Origin of the sequence: Pseudoalteromonas byunsanensis, assembly GCF_001854475.1 — a bacterium.
Taxonomy (GTDB): Bacteria; Pseudomonadota; Gammaproteobacteria; order Enterobacterales; family Alteromonadaceae; genus Pseudoalteromonas; species Pseudoalteromonas byunsanensis.
Map to the genome: position 1 here is coordinate 129,155 of NZ_MNAN01000030.1, position 19,053 is coordinate 148,207.

General features: G+C 44.4%; 17 protein-coding genes. 8 read left to right on the plus strand and 9 right to left on the minus strand.

The genetic code is table 11. The features are described 5' to 3' along the window. Window positions 1-11: 11 nt before the first annotated feature. Complete coding sequence (locus BIW53_RS10150) at window positions 12-734, plus strand: 3-deoxy-D-manno-octulosonic acid kinase (RefSeq protein WP_415839064.1); 723 nt, start codon at window positions 12-14, stop codon at window positions 732-734. On the opposite strand, the gene hldE is transcribed toward BIW53_RS10150, so the two are convergent. The 3 genes from hldE to BIW53_RS10165 are packed head-to-tail and all read right to left on the minus strand — an operon-like array spanning window position 731 to window position 4,284. Next, window positions 731-2,188 carry a bifunctional D-glycero-beta-D-manno-heptose-7-phosphate kinase/D-glycero-beta-D-manno-heptose 1-phosphate adenylyltransferase HldE gene (gene hldE, locus BIW53_RS10155; RefSeq protein ID WP_070991765.1) on the minus strand — a complete coding sequence of 486 codons (1,458 nt, stop codon included), beginning with the start codon at window positions 2,186-2,188 and terminating at the stop codon, window positions 731-733. The two genes, BIW53_RS10150 and hldE, sit on opposite strands and share 4 nt — an antisense overlap. After that, window positions 2,188-2,778 (minus strand): D-sedoheptulose-7-phosphate isomerase, encoded by a 591-nt coding sequence (locus tag BIW53_RS10160; RefSeq protein ID WP_070991766.1) that lies wholly within the window; start codon window positions 2,776-2,778, stop codon window positions 2,188-2,190. Before BIW53_RS10160 ends, hldE begins: the two co-directional genes overlap by 1 nt. 54 nt (window positions 2,779-2,832) lie before the next feature. Then, window positions 2,833-4,284, minus strand: coding sequence for a capsule assembly Wzi family protein (locus BIW53_RS10165; RefSeq protein WP_070991767.1), 1,452 nt, complete (start codon window positions 4,282-4,284; stop codon window positions 2,833-2,835). Window positions 4,285-4,434: 150 nt separating this feature from the next. Between BIW53_RS10165 and waaA the strand changes: the two genes are divergently transcribed. Next, complete coding sequence (gene waaA / locus BIW53_RS10170) at window positions 4,435-5,694, plus strand: lipid IV(A) 3-deoxy-D-manno-octulosonic acid transferase (RefSeq protein ID WP_070991768.1); 1,260 nt, start codon at window positions 4,435-4,437, stop codon at window positions 5,692-5,694. Between the two features lie 13 nt (window positions 5,695-5,707). Next, window positions 5,708-6,259: a DUF1415 domain-containing protein gene (locus BIW53_RS10175; RefSeq protein WP_070991769.1), complete on the plus strand. Its 552-nt coding sequence runs from the start codon at window positions 5,708-5,710 to the stop codon at window positions 6,257-6,259. 72 nt (window positions 6,260-6,331) lie between these two features. Here BIW53_RS10175 and BIW53_RS10180 read toward each other — a convergent pair whose 3' ends face one another. Genes BIW53_RS10180 through BIW53_RS10190 form a run of 3 tightly spaced genes read right to left on the minus strand, consistent with a single transcriptional unit; the run spans window position 6,332 to window position 9,383 of the window. Further along, the gene (locus BIW53_RS10180) at window positions 6,332-6,652 is read right to left on the minus strand and encodes a YdbL family probable chaperone protein (RefSeq protein ID WP_070991770.1); all 321 of its coding nucleotides are present in this window, start codon (window positions 6,650-6,652) and stop codon (window positions 6,332-6,334) included. An 11-nt stretch (window positions 6,653-6,663) separates the two neighbouring features. After that, window positions 6,664-6,843, minus strand: a complete 180-nt coding sequence (locus BIW53_RS10185) for a YnbE family lipoprotein (protein WP_070991771.1) — start codon at window positions 6,841-6,843, stop codon at window positions 6,664-6,666. After that, window positions 6,840-9,383: an intermembrane phospholipid transport YdbH family protein gene (locus tag BIW53_RS10190; RefSeq protein ID WP_070991772.1), complete on the minus strand. Its 2,544-nt coding sequence runs from the start codon at window positions 9,381-9,383 to the stop codon at window positions 6,840-6,842. Before BIW53_RS10190 ends, BIW53_RS10185 begins: the two co-directional genes overlap by 4 nt. 233 nt (window positions 9,384-9,616) lie before the next feature. On the opposite strand from BIW53_RS10190, the gene BIW53_RS10195 reads away from it, so the two are divergent. Further along, complete coding sequence (locus BIW53_RS10195; protein ID WP_070991773.1) at window positions 9,617-10,282, plus strand: hypothetical protein; 666 nt, start codon at window positions 9,617-9,619, stop codon at window positions 10,280-10,282. Window positions 10,283-10,290: 8 nt separating this feature from the next. Here BIW53_RS10195 and BIW53_RS10200 read toward each other — a convergent pair whose 3' ends face one another. Further along, window positions 10,291-11,166, minus strand: a complete 876-nt coding sequence (locus BIW53_RS10200; protein ID WP_070991774.1) for a LysR family transcriptional regulator — start codon at window positions 11,164-11,166, stop codon at window positions 10,291-10,293. Window positions 11,167-11,260: 94 nt separating this feature from the next. Here BIW53_RS10200 and BIW53_RS10205 point away from each other — a divergent pair, with 94 nt between their 5' ends. The 3 genes from BIW53_RS10205 (at window position 11,261) to BIW53_RS10215 (ending at window position 12,791) form a co-directional block, all read left to right on the plus strand. Then, window positions 11,261-11,761, plus strand: coding sequence for a lactoylglutathione lyase family protein (locus BIW53_RS10205; RefSeq protein WP_070991775.1), 501 nt, complete (start codon window positions 11,261-11,263; stop codon window positions 11,759-11,761). Window positions 11,762-12,202: 441 nt separating this feature from the next. Continuing rightward, a complete protein-coding gene (locus tag BIW53_RS10210; RefSeq protein ID WP_070991776.1) occupies window positions 12,203-12,412 on the plus strand; it encodes a cold-shock protein in 210 nt (69 codons plus the stop codon). A gap of 118 nt (window positions 12,413-12,530) precedes the next feature. Next, window positions 12,531-12,791: a GNAT family N-acetyltransferase gene (locus tag BIW53_RS10215; protein ID WP_070991777.1), complete on the plus strand. Its 261-nt coding sequence runs from the start codon at window positions 12,531-12,533 to the stop codon at window positions 12,789-12,791. A 336-nt stretch (window positions 12,792-13,127) separates the two neighbouring features. Here BIW53_RS10215 and BIW53_RS10220 read toward each other — a convergent pair whose 3' ends face one another. Together BIW53_RS10220 and purL are read right to left on the minus strand one after the other, a co-directional pair. Further along, on the minus strand, window positions 13,128-13,439 hold the full coding sequence (locus BIW53_RS10220) for a cupin domain-containing protein (RefSeq protein WP_070991778.1): 312 nt from the start codon (window positions 13,437-13,439) through the stop codon (window positions 13,128-13,130). A 94-nt stretch (window positions 13,440-13,533) separates the two neighbouring features. Next, window positions 13,534-17,418 carry a phosphoribosylformylglycinamidine synthase gene (gene purL / locus BIW53_RS10225; protein ID WP_070991779.1) on the minus strand — a complete coding sequence of 1,295 codons (3,885 nt, stop codon included), beginning with the start codon at window positions 17,416-17,418 and terminating at the stop codon, window positions 13,534-13,536. 228 nt (window positions 17,419-17,646) lie between these two features. On the opposite strand from purL, the gene mltF reads away from it, so the two are divergent. After that, the gene (mltF, locus tag BIW53_RS10230) at window positions 17,647-19,014 is read left to right on the plus strand and encodes a membrane-bound lytic murein transglycosylase MltF (RefSeq protein WP_070991780.1); all 1,368 of its coding nucleotides are present in this window, start codon (window positions 17,647-17,649) and stop codon (window positions 19,012-19,014) included. The last annotated feature ends 39 nt before the right edge of the window (window positions 19,015-19,053 follow it).

Below are 19,053 nucleotides of genomic sequence, written 5' to 3' on the forward strand. Positions count from 1 at the left end.
GAATAAACCTTTTGATGAAGATCACCACGGCCAACAACCATTACCTATTAACTTCAGATACGAACACTTACGCTGTCGACCTAAATTGGTTTGATGCCCAATTTTGGCAAGCACAAAACGCCATAGTCGCGACCAAAGAAGGCCGCTCCACGGCGTGGTTTTTTAAACAAGATCAGAAAGTTAATGTATTAAAGCACTACTGGCGTGGTGGGTTAGTAGGTAAAGTTTTGTCTGACCAATACCTTTATACGGGCTTAGAAAACACCCGTGTTTATCAAGAGTTTGCGCTGCTTTGTCAGCTTGAGAAGCTTGGCCTGCCCATTTCAAAACCGATTGCAGCCAAGGTATCACGTGCAGGATTAATCTATCGTGGAGACCTCATTACTGAAGCTGTTAGCGCAGCGCAAAGCCTGTGCGAGCGCCTACAAACTAGGTCAGCAACCCATTTAGAGCTTAAAAATGTTGCAACAACACTCGCACGCTTTCATAAAGCAGGTGTCTATCACGCAGATTTGAATATCAATAATATTTTATTTGATGAACAAGGTGAGGTTTATCTGATTGACTTTGACCGCGGTCAGTTAAAAACACCGAGCACTGCTTGGCAGCAGGCCAACCTCAGTCGCTTACAACGTTCGTTTAATAAAGAGGCCGGCAAATGGCCGACCTTTTATTTCACACAAGAAGATTGGCAGTTATTACAGCAATCTTATTGGCAGGCGCTGCAAAACTAAGACTTGGCGGTTTTACCTAGCTTAGCTTTTTCTATAATACCTGAGGTTGAGCAACCATCTAAAAAGGCCAATACTTCTACATGTCCACCCTGACTGAGTACATGATCTGCCCCGGCGATTTCTGACACCTTGTAATCACCGCCTTTGACTAGGATATCTGGGCTTATCTGCTCGATCAGCTTTGCTGGTGTGTCGTTTTCGGCTTCACTACCGAATGGGATCACCCAATCCACTGATGCCAATGCACTCAATACCATGGCTCGTTCTTTTAGCGCATTAATAGGTCTTTGTGGGCCCTTTAAACGGGTGATTGATTCATCATTATTTAGGCCAACAACCAGTCGGTCACCCATGCTTTTCGCTTGTGCTAAATAGCGCACATGGCCCGCATGTAAAATATCAAAGCAACCATTGGTGAACACGATTTTCTCACCGTTTTGCTTGGCAAACGCAATATGTTTGAGCACATCATCGAAAGGGGTTTGATAATGTTCGCCAGTTTGGCGCAGGTATTGGCCCATTTTACGGCTGAGCTCTTCTGGTGACACGGTAGCTGCGCCGAGCTTACTCACCGCAATACCCGCAGCGATATTCGCTACTTCAACAGCATCTTTAGGCGCCATCCCTGCCCCCAACATAGTGGTCAGTGTGGCGATAACCGTATCTCCGGCACCGGTTACATCACTCACTTCTAATACCTGTGCTGGAAAGTCGTGTTTTTCTGTCGCACAAATAAGCGACATGCCTTGCTCAGAGCGGGTTAAAAGCATTGCGCCTATGCCGTTATCAGCAATTAGTTGACGCGCACTGTCGGTCAGCTCTTGCTCGCTGCCAACCTGACCACCAGCTAATTTAAATTCATTCAAGTTAGGAGTTATATAATCAGCCCCTCGGTAAAGTGATAAATCACTAGACTTAGGGTCGATTAAAACCGTTTTACCCGCAGACTTCGCCAGTGCGATCATTTCTTTAATCGCACTCAAAGCGCCTTTGTTATAATCCGAAAACAGTACAAAATCGTAGTCATCAAGCACCTGCTCTAAACGCGCAAGTAGTAAACGGCTGTGCTGCTCGCTGAATGTTTCTTCCAAATCTAAACGCACAACCTGCTGATGACGGCTGATCACTCGCATTTTAGCGATGGTAGGTAACTCCTCGACTGTCACTAACTGGGACGCAATCTTTTCACTTTCAAGAATTCGAGTCAGCGAAACACCATTGTCATCTTCACCTATCAGGCCTAACAAGCCTACCTGACCATCCAAATGAGCGATGTTCTTCGCAACGTTTGCTGCGCCACCTGCTTTGTCTTCAAGACTACTCACCTTAACCACAGGTACCGGCGCTTCAGGTGAAATTCGCCCCGTGTCACCGTGCCAATAGCGGTCAAGCATCACATCACCAACAACTAAGACGCGCGCCTGATTAAGCTTTTGTAAACGAGAAAACTCCATTATTGCTGCTCCGCCACCAGCATATCTACCGCTTCACAAAGCCAGTGACCGATAAACATATGTGCTTCTTGAATACGCGCCGTTTCATCGTTTTTAATGATGATAGGTAATTTGGCAATATTTTTAACCTTGCCGCCATCACGTCCTGTCAATGCGACGGTATTGGCGCCAATTTCATTGGCTGCGGCCAAAGCAAGGTTAATATTGGCGCTGGTCCCTGAGGTCGTGAGGCCAATCACTAAATCTTCTGGTTTGCACAATGCCTGTACTTGTCGCTCAAATACCGTATCAAAGTGATAGTCGTTGCTATGCGCTGTTAAAATAGAGGTATCCGTTGTCAATGCAATGGATGCTAACGGCCCACGCTCTAATTTATATCGCACCACAAATTCGGCTGCCAAATGCTGGGCATCTGCTGCACTGCCACCATTACCAAACCAGATCACCTTGCCGCCTTTAGCCAAAGTACTGTGACAAGCTTCTAACAGTCTTAAACATTCTTCATGATAGTTTGCCATGGTTTCAAATAATGCCTGATGGCGCTCAAGACTCGCTAAATAACTCTGTTGAATGTGTTCATTTTGCGACATATTCGTTCCTATATTACCGCTTTTGGGTATAACTTCTTAAATTTAATCGTATTATTACCAGTATACATTGAGCGAAAGCCAAGTATAACTTTCTCCAAATACATCTTTGCCAACACTTAATGTGGTTTCAACATGACGACCTTCAATAACGCGGCTGTTACTTAGCTCTAGTGCACGCGCTTGTTCGTAGTCTGCTCCAACTTGGTTAAACTCATTCACGTAACCACTTTCGTTATCTATTTGCGTATATTTTAAACGCCACATCGTACTGTGATCACTGCTGTATGTTGTCTCTAGTGTATGCACTTTGCTGGGCGCAGCATCACCAAATACACGTTGATCCGCAGCGAAGTGACCAACAACAAACCCTTTGTGTGTATTACCTGCTGTGGGGTATATCTCATTCACATACCATAAGCTATGCATATTCGTGTACTCGTAGCGCAGCGTTGTCGTCTTGCTAAGCTGAGGTAGATACATACCAAAATTCGCTACGGTATTACCAAATTGAAAATTACTATGGTTTTTGGTGTCTTCTCCACCATATTCAAAATACCACTCAATTGGGGTATAGAAATTAGTTTGTAATGTGCTGGTGAGCGTTGCCCATTGATCCCCAAGTTCTGAATCTTGGCTCAAACCACTGCCTTTGTTGTCATTCCCTGTCGGGTCAAAATAGGCTTTAAGTACATCGCTACCGCTTACTTCTCGCGGACCTCCACCAAATTGCATCATACGGTTCAAACCTATCTTCCATCCCTCGATTGGCTCAATACTGAAGTGAGTACCTGCCAGTTTGGGCGAGCCATCATGCAATTGACCTTGATAAACTACTCCCTTTTCTACGCGCTCCAACTCTGAGTAAAATAATTCAAAGTCGAAATTCCATAAGTTTTGAAGTGGTGCAATCAAACTCAGCGATACCGACGCCGAAGGCTTCGCATTATTGGAGTATACTTGCGCAAAGCTTTTAAAAGGTGAAAACCAATGTTCTTTGTAACCTAAATTTAATTGGAACGTATCTCCTGCCAACGCATAAAATGTGTTGTAAAGCACTAAATCTCCCTGGCGCACTCGATAATCCATCCCCATTTGCAAAAGGGAATTGTCGCCGCCACGCCATACCCCATCTAATGATAACTCTGCATACTCACTAGAGACGTTGTTTCTATCGTTAGCCAGTTTTACTTCTGTTCCAGAATCATATCTAAGCTTAACGCCTTGCCTGACTATCTCGTCTTTTGAAAAGTACTTTTTTAAACGTTCGCGAATATGGCTATACAACGACCTGTCAATAGCGCGTAATTTTTGCAGCGCGATGTTAATCTCACTGATCCGGTAAGGCTTTGCCATTGGCACCCCCTCCGTCAGCGCAAACATACGGTCTATTTGATACTCCAATATTGTATCTTTACCGATTGGTAAATAAGCGGTTGGCGCACTAAAACTAAAACACGAAAATACCAGCGAGAATACTGCGATACAGGACGAGAGTTTGAACGACATACGATGACTGCTGTTTAGTAGATAAAAGTGAAAGCATATTAGCAAATTACTGTGCCGGCCGCACGACCTCAAATGTGTAATTTTGTTATAGTATTTCACTATATTCGACGAACAGGCTAAAATAGCGTTTTCAATCGCTGCCAAGGTGCTATGACCCGATTACTTTACTCCCTCTCACTGACGTTATTGAGTCCTATTATTTTACTGTATTTATATGTTGTTCGTGGTAAGAAAAATGCTGCCTACAAACTGCACTTTGCAGAACGTTTAGGCTTTTACTGTACTCAACAAGTAAAGCAATCAGTGGTGTTTCATTGTGCCTCTGTTGGCGAAGTCCTAGCGGCTACGCCACTGATAAAAAGATTTATACAAACTCACCCAAACGAATCGGTATTAGTAACATGCAACACCCCAACGGGACGCGCACAAATTTGGCAAAGTTTTGGCTCTGATGTCGCAACATGCTACTTACCGATAGATTTCTACTTTGCCAGTAAACGGTTTATCAAGCATGTACAACCCAAACTACTGGTTGTATTGGAAACAGAGCTGTGGCCAAACTTATTCACACATGCCAAACAAGCAAACTGTAAGGTGTGCATCGTCAATGCTCGACTTTCAGAGAAGTCTTTTCGGGGCTACCAGAGATTTTCAAACATAAGTCGTTGGATCATGGAGCATATCGATGCGCTCGCAAGTCACAATGAACAAGACGCGCAGCGATTTATCTCACTTGGACTCTCGCAAGAGAAGGTCACAGTAACTGGGTCTATCAAATTTGATATTCAGCTCAATGAATCCGATATTACCGCAGCCCAACAGCTTAAAACCGAGTTTAATGACCGCCTTATTTGGGTAGCCGGTTCAACTCATCCTGGTGAACATGAGCAAGTGTTAGCGGCACATCAAAGTGTGCTACAAACTCATCCCAACGCCTTGCTCATCATTGCTCCTCGTCATCCTGAACAGTTTGATAAGGTTGATATCCTACTCGCTAAATCAGGACTACGTTACTGTCGCCGCAGCCAAGCATTTGACAGCCAAAGTCAGGTACTGCTTGCTGATACACTGGGCGAACTTAAGATGTTATTCGGTTGCGCTGATATTGCCTATATCGGTGGAAGTTTAATAGAGCGAGGGGGACATAATCCACTTGAAGCCGCTGCATTCGCCGTTCCCGTGTTAAATGGCCCTCATACTTATAACTTTGCGCATATTTACCCAGAGTTATTAACGTTGCAAGGGGCAACCACTGTCGCTGATCACACACAATTAGCGCTGACAGTTTGTACGCTGTTAACTGATGAGCCGCAACGTCAAAAGCAAGGTCAGCAGGCGCTACAGTGTCTCAAGCAAAACCAAGGCGCTGTGGACAAAACCTTAAACTTGTTGAACTCACAACTTAACTAGAGCGAAATACACCATGACAACACCTTCTTTAAGCCCACAGAAAATCATGCAAAATTGGGTCAGCTCAGTGATTGTGAAATATAACTTTTGCCCGTTTGCACGCCAAGAAGTGGAACAAAACGCCATCCATTACCGCGTTTCAACCTCTATCACTCATGACGATGCGGTGATGGAAATGCTGGATGAATGTGCAACTTTGGACAACAACACTGACAAAGAAACCTCCCTACTCATCTTTACGGAAGGCTTTGGGGAATTTGCCGACTTTTTAGATTTAGTCGATTTGGCCAACGCGATGCTCGCCGTGCAAGGCTATGAAGGCACATATCAAATTGCAAACTTTCACCCAGAGTATGTATTTGCCGACAGTGATGAAGATGATGCAGCGAACTACACAAATAGAGCGCCCTATCCGACACTGCATTTAATTCGTGAACAAAGCATGGCCGAGGCATTAGAAAGTTACGATGAGCCTGAGAGTATTCCCGAACACAATATCCGTCTGGCCAGACGAAAAGGTGAGGCCTTTTGGCAGCAGCTACTGAAAAACTGCTATAAGAAATAACCCGTGGCGTTATCAGTTCGATAAATTGATGCTTGATAACGGGGCAATGATGAACGCCCCGTTAGTGAGTCGTTACTTTTTCAGCCAACGACCGTTGACTTTAACATAGTGTCCTTTGGCTGTCTTTTCTATGGCTTTTTTACCCGCAAGTGCCTCTACCTGAGACAAACTAATACCGTTTTTCTTTGCCAGTTGCTGATACTTGGTTTTACGTTTAGCGTTTATATCATCGATAAGCTCTTGCACCTGAGCGCCGTTACTTACAGCTGCTAAATATCCACTTGCAGTTTCACCGACCAGACCTTGATCCTTAGCGCTGTCTAGCGTCAGTGCCCAAGCCGAAAATGCCATACCAAGCGCGGCAATTGTCACTAATATTTTGTTCGCTTTCATGTTTCTCTCCCTTAGAATAACTCACTGTCATCGCTGAATAAATTGTCCAATTCTTTGTCAACTTTAACTCGGATCTCATGATCCACTTTGACGTTCAAATTGATTGTGATTGGCTCTTTGGTCTCAACCTGTACTTTATGCGTACAAGCGCTAAGACACAAAAAGCTCATCAGTATTAGGGTCCATTTCATGGGCTTTGCTCCTGTTTAGTTAAAGCGTCTTCTACTTTTTGGGTGATCTCGTCGCTCAGTCGCAACGCCCTAAAAAGCGTAAATATGTTCTCTTGGTGTGTGTAATTAAAGTTCACAGGCTGTGCCTGTGCTTTGTTCTCCCCATTAATCTGTACCGCCAATGTCAACCAGCCATCCGAGGTCAATGCCACATCGCTGCTAAGCGTGTCTATTGTTAAGTCATCCAAAACCCCAATTACCGACTTTAGGCTCGGCTGCTGCGCTTTGAGCGCTTCAATTGACGCATTTTGTGCAACCTTGAGTTTTCCAATCCCCGCATTGAACAATTTACCTTGTTCAATGCTCACTTTTGCATTGTCGATAGTTACCGGAAATATTCCTGATACCCGACCGTTAAGCTCAATACCTGCATCTCGTCCAGCTTGTGCGATTAATGCCAAATCAAGTGATTGAGCGTTGAGTTGCAATTGCTGAGGAGCCGCTGATAACTTGAGCAAAGGTAAGTGGATTTGACCATCAAACACTTGCGCATTTAAATCCTGTAACTGCGCCTCATTATCTATAACCTGCAACTGTGCGGACAGATTAGAGAGCACCACACCTGAGCGTACTTGCCCTACAGCCACCTTAGAACCGGCTATATTAATCTTACCTGAACTGAATTGCCCGTTAATTTGCGTATCAATATCATCAATATAATGCGTGTCATATAAAACAGATACATCTTCAAGTTGCACACTAAAATCAGCGGTTTGTAGATTTAAATCGCCACGGGCTGTCACACTTACATCCCCCTCAGCCAGCTGTAGTTTGGGCATTAATTGCGCTAACACTGGTTGCAACTTAGTCACAGGCTTGGCACTGAGCACTAACTGATATGGGTGCTCTTGTGGAGAATACTGATGCTTTAAAACGCCCTCAATACCCGCAGCATGGATATAATGTTCAAACGCGCCACCACGACTTTGCAGAACCTTACTGTCAATGCTGACGTCATTTATTACAAGATCAGGTAACTGTAGCTGTGCCAAAGTTGTCTGCCCAGAAAGCTCAGAAAAAATTTCACCACGCTCTAAATCGGTACTGACTGTGAACTGCGACGTTATCCCGTTAAGTTGCGCATTACTGTGATTAAACTTCTCTACAAATAATCTAGAGTCGAGTGTCAATTGCTGATTGACCCCCAATTTAGCGTTAACGTCTAGTTGATTATGTATACTGTGACCATCGGCAAATTTAAGCTCAGGCACCGTTACCTTAGCTTTTGCATCGCCACTTAGTACATCAGAAAAATCAACTACACCTTCAATGTCTAACTGCCCCTCTTTTATCTCTACATGAGGAAGCGACACGCTGTGTACATTACCGTTAGCCACGAACGATAAGGTTTTTATAACTGGGCCCATAACGAGTTTGATGTCGCCATTGAGCTGACCATGTCGATGCTCAAACTCAACTAAAGGTATGCGCTCACTTTGGTATGCCAGGCTAGTATCCCAATATAGCTCGCTATTGTTGTAGCCCAATGTGCCTTCAAGTGTGATATCTCCTAACTGTGCACTCTTGTGTGCGAAGCTCAACTCACTTTTGAGCTGCGTCGTGTGCTGTACTTGCGCCTGAACCTCTCGTAGCGTCAACACGCTGAGTTGATCGTGACTGTGTACAGACATCTCTAGTGCTTCGATTAGCCCGTTATGAAAATTAATAACCGTTGGGAAAGTTAACCCCCATGGCTGCATAATCAAAGGGTTGAGCTGCACTTTGTCACTCTGTGGTAACAGTGTTTCGCACCCTACAGGCGTCAAAGTAGTGGTTAAGTCAGACGCATCGGCCACAACTTTTTGAGTATTTAACGCAATATCAAGCTGTATTTCTCCTGCACTTTGCAAAGGCAGCTGACAGGATTGATAAGGTATATTCGCTGCCAGTTGCTGCTGTGCCTTTATCGCTGCGCGCTCGCCCGTAAAAACAATGCCGGCACTACCCGTTAAAGATGTGACTAAGCTAGGCAATAACTCTTGCAGTAACGGGCTTTCTAAATCAACTCTTACTTGAACTTCACTGGAGTTAACATTCACATCTGCTATCACATCACCTGAGAGTGAAAAGTCATATAGCTTATTTTCAGTTAATGATGCACTGAATTGAGGTAGCAGTGAGGATTGCTCAACATTGATCTTTTCGATGTGAAGTAACGGCCTGTTTGGCAGTGCCAGAGATAGTGGCTGGAACACCACAGGTTGCGGATCTGAGCCTTTTGTATCATGCAAACGAGTGTTGAGTTGCGTAATGTAAATTGCTGACTTATCTACATAAGCATCTTGCAACGTCACGGAAAAAGTCTCTGCGGTTAAACACAATGATTCAATATGGATTGAACGCCAGCTGTTGAATGACCAGTCTAAACAGCTCACCTGCAAGTTGTGTGAATGCAAATAATGATTAGCAAGCTTTGTGCTCAACGGCTGCCTTGCTATGTAAAGGCTTAAAAGCAGACCACACATCACCACTAACAGCCACTTTAAGCGCCTAATAATCATACACTTGCAATCCATACATCATTAATATCATGTGCTAATAATAAAGGAAAATGCCGCCACTGTGACAAACTAATTGTAATAAGTTGTAGCCCAGAAAACATCAGGAATACTATATTACATACTCAAGCAGGCGACGAAATAATGCTTTATACTAGCGTAATACTTAAGCGCCGGAAGGTGCATTTTCTAATATAAAGCAGCCTGTGGGGCTAAAATAAATCCTTGCTATGACAATGAATAAAACAATATTAACCACCTTACTTTCTTTAGTGACTTTTTGTGCACATGCTGGTAAAGAAAAACAAGAGCCACCACCATTAAACCCTGCCTTCTACGGGGAACACCCTATGGTGTTACTCAATGAAGGTTCTGGCATCTATGCGGTAAACCTACCTCGCTATCAATTTCCCAATAACGTGCAGGTGGTTTATAGAATTGAAAACCCGGGAGTGGCGTTTCTAAGTTTGGTAAGAGACTCAGACTTGATCACCATTAAACCTCAGAAATTCAATATAGAACGCCTGATGCGCGGTGAAGAGCTAGAAGTAAAAGCCGATGTATATAGCGGCCATTTTGCCGAAGGGGGTATGCAAATGCATAAAAACTTCCCCATCGTGTTCAATAAAAAGCTTTATTCACGGGTGCTCTCGGATTTAACCCCCTCGTCGCAGTGGCAAGAATACGATGCTATCCCCATATCTGAAGATGGCAGTATTTATATCCATAAAATTCAGCAATCCCCGAGTTTCAATCACCTGATCTATGTGGATCTCACCAGCGCTTGTATGAAGAAGTTTCGTACCTCTAAGCGAGTACCTCCACACAATGAGCTAACACTGAAATTCGTCAACTGTGGCTCTCTCAAGCCGCTATATTACGATACAAAAGGGCTTGAATAATCACTACGTCAAGCATTAAGCCACTTGAGCGCTTCATTGAGTGCGGTTTGTGCGCGGCTCGGCAGCCTTTTTTTACTGTGTGTGCAGACATAAATGGGCTCACTCACCGCAACGCTTAAGTGATGCGCTTTAATGGCATTTTGCTCTCGAAATGCCTCCACAGCATAGGCGGGCAGAACTGTAAAACCCAAGCCTCTACTTACCGGCTCTAATATAAGCCCAATTTGATTAGAAAATCCCCGCTTTAAAAGTAAATCGCTATGCTGGAATTGCTGAAAATTAGCACTGAGCAATAAATCGGCATGATGTGCCCCATCTGGATGGTCGATAAACCCCAACTCCGAGAGTGCTTGCCACGAAACCGACTTCATGTCGGCGGGGGTTACCAGCAAAAGCGGCTCGCTGGCGACCAATTCACCGCGTACTTCGGGCACTGTAGGCTTAAAGCTCATAACGCCAATGTCTATTTTTGACTCACTTAGCGCCTGCTGAATATCGTTATTGGGGGCAAACCGAAAATCAATGCTCAGTCGTGGATAACGAGCTTGTAAGGCCAACAGTTTGGGATATAACTTTAAGCCTACACTTCCGGGTGACATTACCTTTACCACACCTTCATACGGGTCATCCTGTGTGATGTCATGCTCAATATTTGCCATCGAAAGCAACAAGATCTTACCCTGCTCATATAGCCGCTGGCCCGCGTCTGACAAAGAAAACTGCTTACCCTCTCTAATCAGCAGCGTTACCTCAAGCTGTACTTCTAACTTGCGAATATGCTGGCTGACTCCCGACTGTGTCATAAACAGTTGCTGTGCGGTTTGGGTAAAGTGCCCAACTTCGACCAAGGTGCAAAAGGTGTTTAACCAAGTTACATTTATCATTACAAAACATACTCAATTTAATAATTTATAATAATTTTACTTAATCATATATCATTTGTAACCTGCGTTCATACATTATTTAGGAGCGTAATTTATGAACAACACTTATCCACGTAATTTTTCTCATATTGGTATCTCGGTGCCGGACCTAGACAAAGCCGTTGAGTTTTATACCCAAGTTTTGGGCTGGTATCTCATCATGAAGCCCACTGAGATCAGCGAAGATAACAGTGCAATTGGGCAAATGTGTACCGATGTATTCGGTGCAGGTTGGCAAAGCTTTCGCATCGCTCACTTATCAACCGGAGACAGAATAGGGGTTGAGCTATTTCAGTTTAACAATCAACGCAACCCAGAGAACAACTTTGAATATTGGCAAACCGGTATCTTTCACTTTTGCGTGCAAGACCCAAATGTAGAAGCACTGGCAGAGCGCATCGTAGCAGCAGGTGGCAAAAAGCGTATGGCGCAACCTCGCTATTACTATCCGGGCAAAAAGCCATATCGCATGATTTATATGGAAGACCCATTCGGTAATATTTTGGAGATTTACAGCCACAGTTACGAGCTAATTTATAGCGAAGGAGCTTACTAAACAGCTAATGGGCGCGTTTAATATAACCGCCCTTGACTACTCACTTTAATAAGAGCTTAAGTTGTATTGTCTATTGCTGATGTTAAAAGGTGGTGATTGAGTTTGTGTGAGAGGCAGGTGAGAGCGAGGAACGGGCGTTGGTGTTCTGTAAACCCTTATTTTTTAACTTCTGAACTATAAGCTTTCCTCCATATTCAAGAAAATGCGCAGTTGCGCACTATTAAATTGTTATGTCTTTAAGCGTGCACCCGATAAATACCTTTACATTTCCACATAAAATATATATTATCCTCGCAGCTCGAAAGAAAGTCTTTTATTTATACTCTCCATCTCGTTGTTTTATTCGTAATTCCTCGTCCTGAAGTTTCTAGATTCCAGTCAATTTTCACGCTATTCAAGCCTCTTGAAGGCAATCTTATATTTAAATTTCAGGTTATTATTATGTCTAACACAGTTAATGGAACAGTAAAGTGGTTCAACGAAGCAAAAGGCTTTGGTTTTATTGAGCAAGAATCTGGCGCAGATGTCTTTGCCCACTTTAGCGCTATTGCAAGCTCGGGTTTCAAAACCTTAGCGGAAGGCCAAAAAGTTGAGTTCACCCTAACTAAGGGCCAAAAAGGTCCGCAAGCTGAGAATATTGTAGCTATCTAAGCTCTTTCTCGGTCAAAAAAGGGCAAGTCCGCAAGGACTTGCCCTTTTTTTGCATGTATAAAAATGGATAATCAAAGCGCCACCCGCCCCTGTAATCTTTACGTTGAATGGCGGTAATATGTCTGCACTACGAAAGATATTTGTCCACCCAGATTTTAGAAGTAAGGAGCATGGTGTTTCGTCGTTACCATTAGGAACTGCTCTTGATTGGGCTAGCTTAAACCTCACAGAATCTATTTACTTGGGTACAACGACAGAGTTTTTAGCGGCACACAGATTTTATGAGAAAAATGGCTTTTCAGAGGTTTATAAAAATAGTCTTCCAGAATCATTTCCTGTGATGTCAGTAGATACTAAGTTTTACGTGATTGCCTTCTAACAAACTGTTTAAGAGGGATTCGCAACGCATGGCATTTTTACTATGCGTTGGTTTTAGTGACCAAGGTGGTGTGCGACCTTATGTCGGATGGCGTGGCTTCGCCACTTATCCGACCTACTTCGATGTAAACATAGGTTGGAGAGTCCAAAGGGGCCATTCAACAATCTGGTAGGATTAGCGCGGTAGGTCGGCAAGCGAAGCGCCATCCGACGTGTAACAGATTTACGCAATGGGTGCCCTGCCTTTGATTAGCTTTATTTCAACATCGACACTGTTAAGACTCGCAAACGGATTAACCGCTGTTAACCCGCTTTGCAAATTTAAGGTAACGTTTAACTAAACACTGCCCTCTACTTCAATCACTAGAATACGCGCTTCACCTTGCGGGTGGGCCACATGCTCAGTCCCTACGCTTGCATAGAAAATATCCCCCACATTGAGTAGCGTGGATTTTTCTAGGCCTTGCTCTTTGTAGCGCATCTCAACACAGCCATCTAACACCACAAACACTTCTTCACCATCATTAATGTGCCATTTGTAGGGCTCATCCGTCCAATGTAAACGGGTGGTAATGCCATTCATATTGGCAATATCCAATGCGCCCCAGGCGCGCTGCGCTTTAAATTCTTTTGCGCGGATTATTTTCATCTTTTTAGCTCTTATTATTCATTAGCGTATTAAACAAAAAAGCCGCTGAGTATCATACTCAGCGGCCGCTTTATTACTTTGTACTGATTAGCGATTAACCCACGTTTTTACGTGCGTTACGGAACATACGCATCCATGGGCTATCTTCTTTCCACTCATCTGGATGCCAAGAGTTAGCCACCGCGCGGAATACACGCTCTGGGTGTGGCATCATCACCGTTGCACGACCATCCGTTGAAGTAATACCCGCAATCCCCTGTGGTGAACCATTTGGGTTATTTGGATACTGTGTGGTTGGATTACCATAGTTATCCACAAACTGTACCGCAACTGTGCCCGAGTCAAGCGCAGTTTGTAGCGCACCTGTATTGGCAAACTCAGCATGGCCTTCACCGTGAGATACAGCGATTGGCATACGAGAGCCCGCCATACCATCGAAGAATACCGATGGGCTGTTTTGTACTTCAACCAAGCTGAAGCGCGCTTCAAAGCGTTCAGATTTATTGGTTACAAAACGTGGCCAATGTTCAGTGCCTGGAATAAGTTCTTTAAGTGTCGACATCATCTGACAGCCATTACACACACCTAAGCTGAAAGTGTCTTGGCGCTCGAAGAAGTTCTTGAACTGCTCACGAGCCATGTCGTTGAATAAGATAGACTTAGCCCAACCTTCACCGGCACCCAATACGTCACCGTATGAGAAACCACCACAAGCCACTAAGCCTTTAAACTGCTCAAGCGTTAAACGCCCTTCTAGGATGTCGCTCATGTGTACATCAACCGCTGCAAATCCTGCACGGTTAAATGCCGCCGCCATTTCAAGGTGAGAGTTAACGCCCTGCTCACGCAAAATAGCCATTTTAGGCTTAGCGCCCGTTGCGATGTAAGGCGCAGCAATATCTTCGTTGATATCAAAGCTCAGTTTTACATTTAAACCTGGGTCTTTGGCATCAAACTTGGCATCAAATTCTTGTTTTGCACACTCAGGGTTATCACGTAGTGCCTGCATCTGGTAAGTGGTTTCTGCCCAGATGGTGCGCAATTCAGTGCGCGTATTGTTTAATACCGCGTTACCCGCACGGTTAAATACGATACTGTCATCGTTGTTTAACGTACCAATCTGGTGGCTGATAGCAGCTAAACCATGTTGCTCTAATACTGCGTTTACAGCGCTTAGGTCTTCATTGCGAACCTGAATAACCGCACCCAGTTCTTCGTTATACAACACTTCAATGTCACTACCTGATAGCGCATCAAGGTCTACCGTCACACCGGTGCGCCCAGCAAACGCCATTTCAGCAACGGTTGTGAATAAACCACCGTCTGAGCGGTCGTGATAAGCCAATAGCTTTTCATCAGCTACAAGGCTTTGCATCGCATTGTAGAAACCTTTAAGTAATTCTGGGCTATCTACATCAGGGGTTTTATCACCTAGTTGCTTATAAACCTGAGCAAGGCTTGAAGCACCCATACGGTTTTGGCCGGCACCTAAGTCAACCAAGATAAGCGATGTATCGCCTTTATCAGTGCGAAGCTGTGGTGTTACCGTTTTGCGAATATCTTCTACACGACCAAACGCTGTGATGATCAACGATAGAGGTGCCGTTACCGATTTCTCTTCGCCGTTTTCTTGCCAAGTGGTTTTCATCGACATTGAGTCTTTGCCCACTGGAATTGTCAAACCAAGCGCAGGACACAGCTCTTCACCTACCGCTTTAACCGCTTCATAAAGACCTGCATCTTCACCAGGGTGGCCTGCGGCCGCCATCCAGTTAGCTGACAGCTTGATATTCTCTAAGCCACCAATATTGGTACCAGCAATGTTAGTCAATGACTCAGCCACTGCTAGACGCGCTGAAGCACCATAGTTAAGTAATGCAGCAGGCGTACGCTCACCCATTGACATAGCTTCACCATGGTAGGTGTCAAACGCTGCTGCGGTAACCGCACAGTTTGCAACCGGCACCTGCCAAGGGCCAACCATTTGGTCACGCGCGACTAAACCGGTTACTGTTCTGTCACCTATAGTGATCAGGAAAGTCTTTTCTGCGATAGCTGGTAAGCGTAATAAACGCTTTGCCGCTTCTGATACATCTATACCTTGTGTATCTAAAGCGCTACCTTGTACTTTTTGTGATGTCACATCACGGTGCATTTTTGGTGCTTTACCTAGCAGTACATCCAGTGGTAAGTCCACAGGGTTGTTATCAAAGTGGCTATCAGCAACCGTTAAATGACGCTCTTGCGTCGCTTCGCCAATTACCGCATATTGTGCACGCTCACGCTTACAAATCGCTTCAAAACGCTCAAAATCTTCAGCAGCAACGGCTAGCACATAACGCTCTTGAGATTCGTTACACCAGATCTCGTGTGGTGCCATGCCCGGCTCATCATTTGGAATGTTACGTAACTGGAACTTACCACCACGACCGCCGTCATCAACTAACTCAGGGAACGCGTTAGATAACCCACCCGCTCCTACATCGTGAATGAAAGCGATTGGGTTTGCATCACCAAGTTGCCAACATTTGTCGATCACTTCCTGACAGCGACGCTCCATTTCAGGGTTTTCACGCTGAACGGATGCAAAGTCTAAATCTTCATTAGATTGACCTGATGTCATTGAAGAGGCTGCACCACCGCCAAGACCGATGTTCATCGCAGGACCACCTAGCGCAACTAATTTTGCACCGACTGGGATCTCACCTTTTTGAACATGTTCACTACGGATGTTACCAAGACCACCTGCCAACATAATTGGCTTGTGATAGCCACGCACTTCTTCACCGTTGTGGCTATTTACTTTTTCTTCGTATGTACGGAAGTAACCAAGCAAGTTTGGACGACCAAATTCGTTGTTAAACGCCGCGCCACCTAGTGGGCCTTCGGTCATAATATTCAATGCATTTACGATACGACCCGGCTTACCAAAGTCGCTTTCCCACGGTTGTTCGAAACCTGGAATGCGCAAGTTTGATACGGTAAAGCCAACTAAGCCTGCTTTTGGTTTAGAGCCGCGACCTGTTGCGCCTTCATCGCGAATTTCACCACCTGAGCCCGTTGATGCGCCTGAGAATGGTGCAATTGCAGTTGGGTGGTTGTGTGTTTCAACCTTCATCAGAATTTCAATATTTTCCTGATGATACGCATATTCACCGTCTTGATTTGGGAAGAAACGACCCGCCTTCGAGCCTTTCATTACCGCTGCGTTATCTTTATAGGCAGACAGTACATTTTCAGGGTGCGTTTCGTAGGTATTTTTGATCATTTTGAACAACGACTTAGGTTGCTGCTGTCCATCAATGGTCCAATCTGCGTTAAAGATTTTGTGACGACAATGTTCTGAGTTTGCTTGTGCAAACATAAATAATTCGATGTCGTTCGGATTACGCCCTAACTTTTGGAAGTTCTCTACTAGATAGTCGATTTCGTCTTCAGCTAATGCAAAGCCCTGTTCAATGTTGGCACTCACAAGTGCTTCGCGACCACCACCTAGAATATCAACCGAAGACATTGGGCGAGGCTCGTCTACTTTAAATAGTAAAGCAGCATCTTCTAACTGACTATGCGTGGCTTCTGTCATGCGGTCATGTAATAACGCAGCAACTTGTGCCAATTGCTCAGCGCTCAGCTCACCCTCAACGTAATAAGCAATACCACGCTCAACACGGTGAACCTGACTCAAACCACAGTTGTTTGCGATATCGGTCGCTTTTGATGCCCAAGGAGAAATCGTGCCTGGACGAGGAGTGACTAAAATCAACTGCCCTTGCGGCTCGTGTTCCGCAATAGTAGGACCATATTTCAATAACTTGTTTAACTTAACCAGTTCACTCTCGCTAAGCTCAGCGGTTAAATCAACAAAATGCATAAATTCGGCATACACACCTGATACAGGTAAGTTTGCATCCGCGCAGTTTTTAAGGACTTTTTGAACTCTAAAATCAGACAGTGCAGGCGCACCACGTAGGATCAACATAGGTATTTTCATCCGGGGTTAGGGATTGAACGATATTTAGGGTCGCTATTATAGTAGAAATGTTGGCTGGGTTTAACACTAATAATGCCAAAACTCGCAAAAATACCTCTTTTTAATGTAAATCCAGATAGTTATAGATTATTAAAAGTCCCGCGACAGATAAATTTTGCGTTCGCAAGCAAAGTTAGCTAACGTGAAATACAAGGCTTACCCTAATCAGGAGAACGTATGCAGGCACTTAAGTGGCTACTGGCCATTGTTTTGTTCGTTATCCTGAGTGGATGCGAAAAGACGCCAAAAAACCAGCTCGAAGTTATAAAACAAAAACAAGTGATCCGTGTAGGTACATTAGCGGGCCCAGGGAATTACTTTCAGGCTCGAAATGGCGAACAAGGCTACGAATATGAACTCAGCGCCGAATTTGCAGACTACTTGGGCGTCAACTTACAAATGGTGCCATTTTTCAGCTTGCCTGAGATGTTTGCCCGCTTAAATTCAGGAGATCTGGATTTAATCGCTTCAGGTCTGAGCTATCATCCAAATAGAACACAGCTATATCGTTTTGGTCCGAGCTACCGCTCAATTAGCCAAAAGCTTGTGTTCAAACAAGGTCGAACAAGACCACGAAGCATCGAAGATATAGACAAACCCATTACCGTGTTGGCTGGCTCTAGTCATGTACTCACCTTGCAAGCACTCAAACAACAGCATCCGTCTTTAGATTGGCTTGCTATTAGCGACATGGATGAAGAAGAGCTGCTGCTTGCAATCATTGATGAACAGATAGATTACACCATTGCAGACTCCCACACTCTTGCGCTGTTTCGCCGTTATCACCCTACCGTTAGCATTGGCTTTTCTATCACTAGGGGCGAGCCCATCTCATGGGTTATGCGCAACGACAATGATGATTCGCTCTATGCACTACTGTTACCATTTTTTGCTCAATTGAATAAAACCGATGTACTTTACACCCTTGAAGAAAAATACTACGGCCATATATCTTCATTTAACTATGTTAATGCACTGGCGTTCGTTGAGGCAGCTCACGAGGTTTTGCCAACCTATCAGGCATGGTTTAAAAAATATGCAAAAAATATAGATTGGCGTTTACTTGCTGCACTGAGCTATCAAGAGTCCATGTGGGACCCAAGAGCTAAGTCACCGACTGGTGTACGTGGGATCATGATGCTGACTCAACCTACGGCAAAACAGGTTGGGGTCACAAATCGCCTCGAACCAGAGCAAAATATTCGCGGTGGTGCCGATTATTTAGCGAAATTATTGAAGCGTATTCCGAAAAGAATTGCCTACCCAGACAGAACTTGGTTTGCATTAGCATCGTATAACGTTGGATGGGGGCATGTTAATGATGCTAGGATCATTACCCAGCAACAAGGGGCTGATCCTGACAGTTGGGCAGATGTAAAAAAACGACTACCGTTGCTGATAAAAAAGCGCTACTATCGAAAGACCAAATATGGATATGCGCGCGGAGATGTTGCGGTACAGTATGTTGACAACATCCGACGCTACTACGATGCATTGGTCTGGCTAGACGAAAATAATGCGCTCGATGTAACTTCTGGCAAATAGCTTGCTTCCTAATCATGAAGTGTCATTAAACTGCAATGT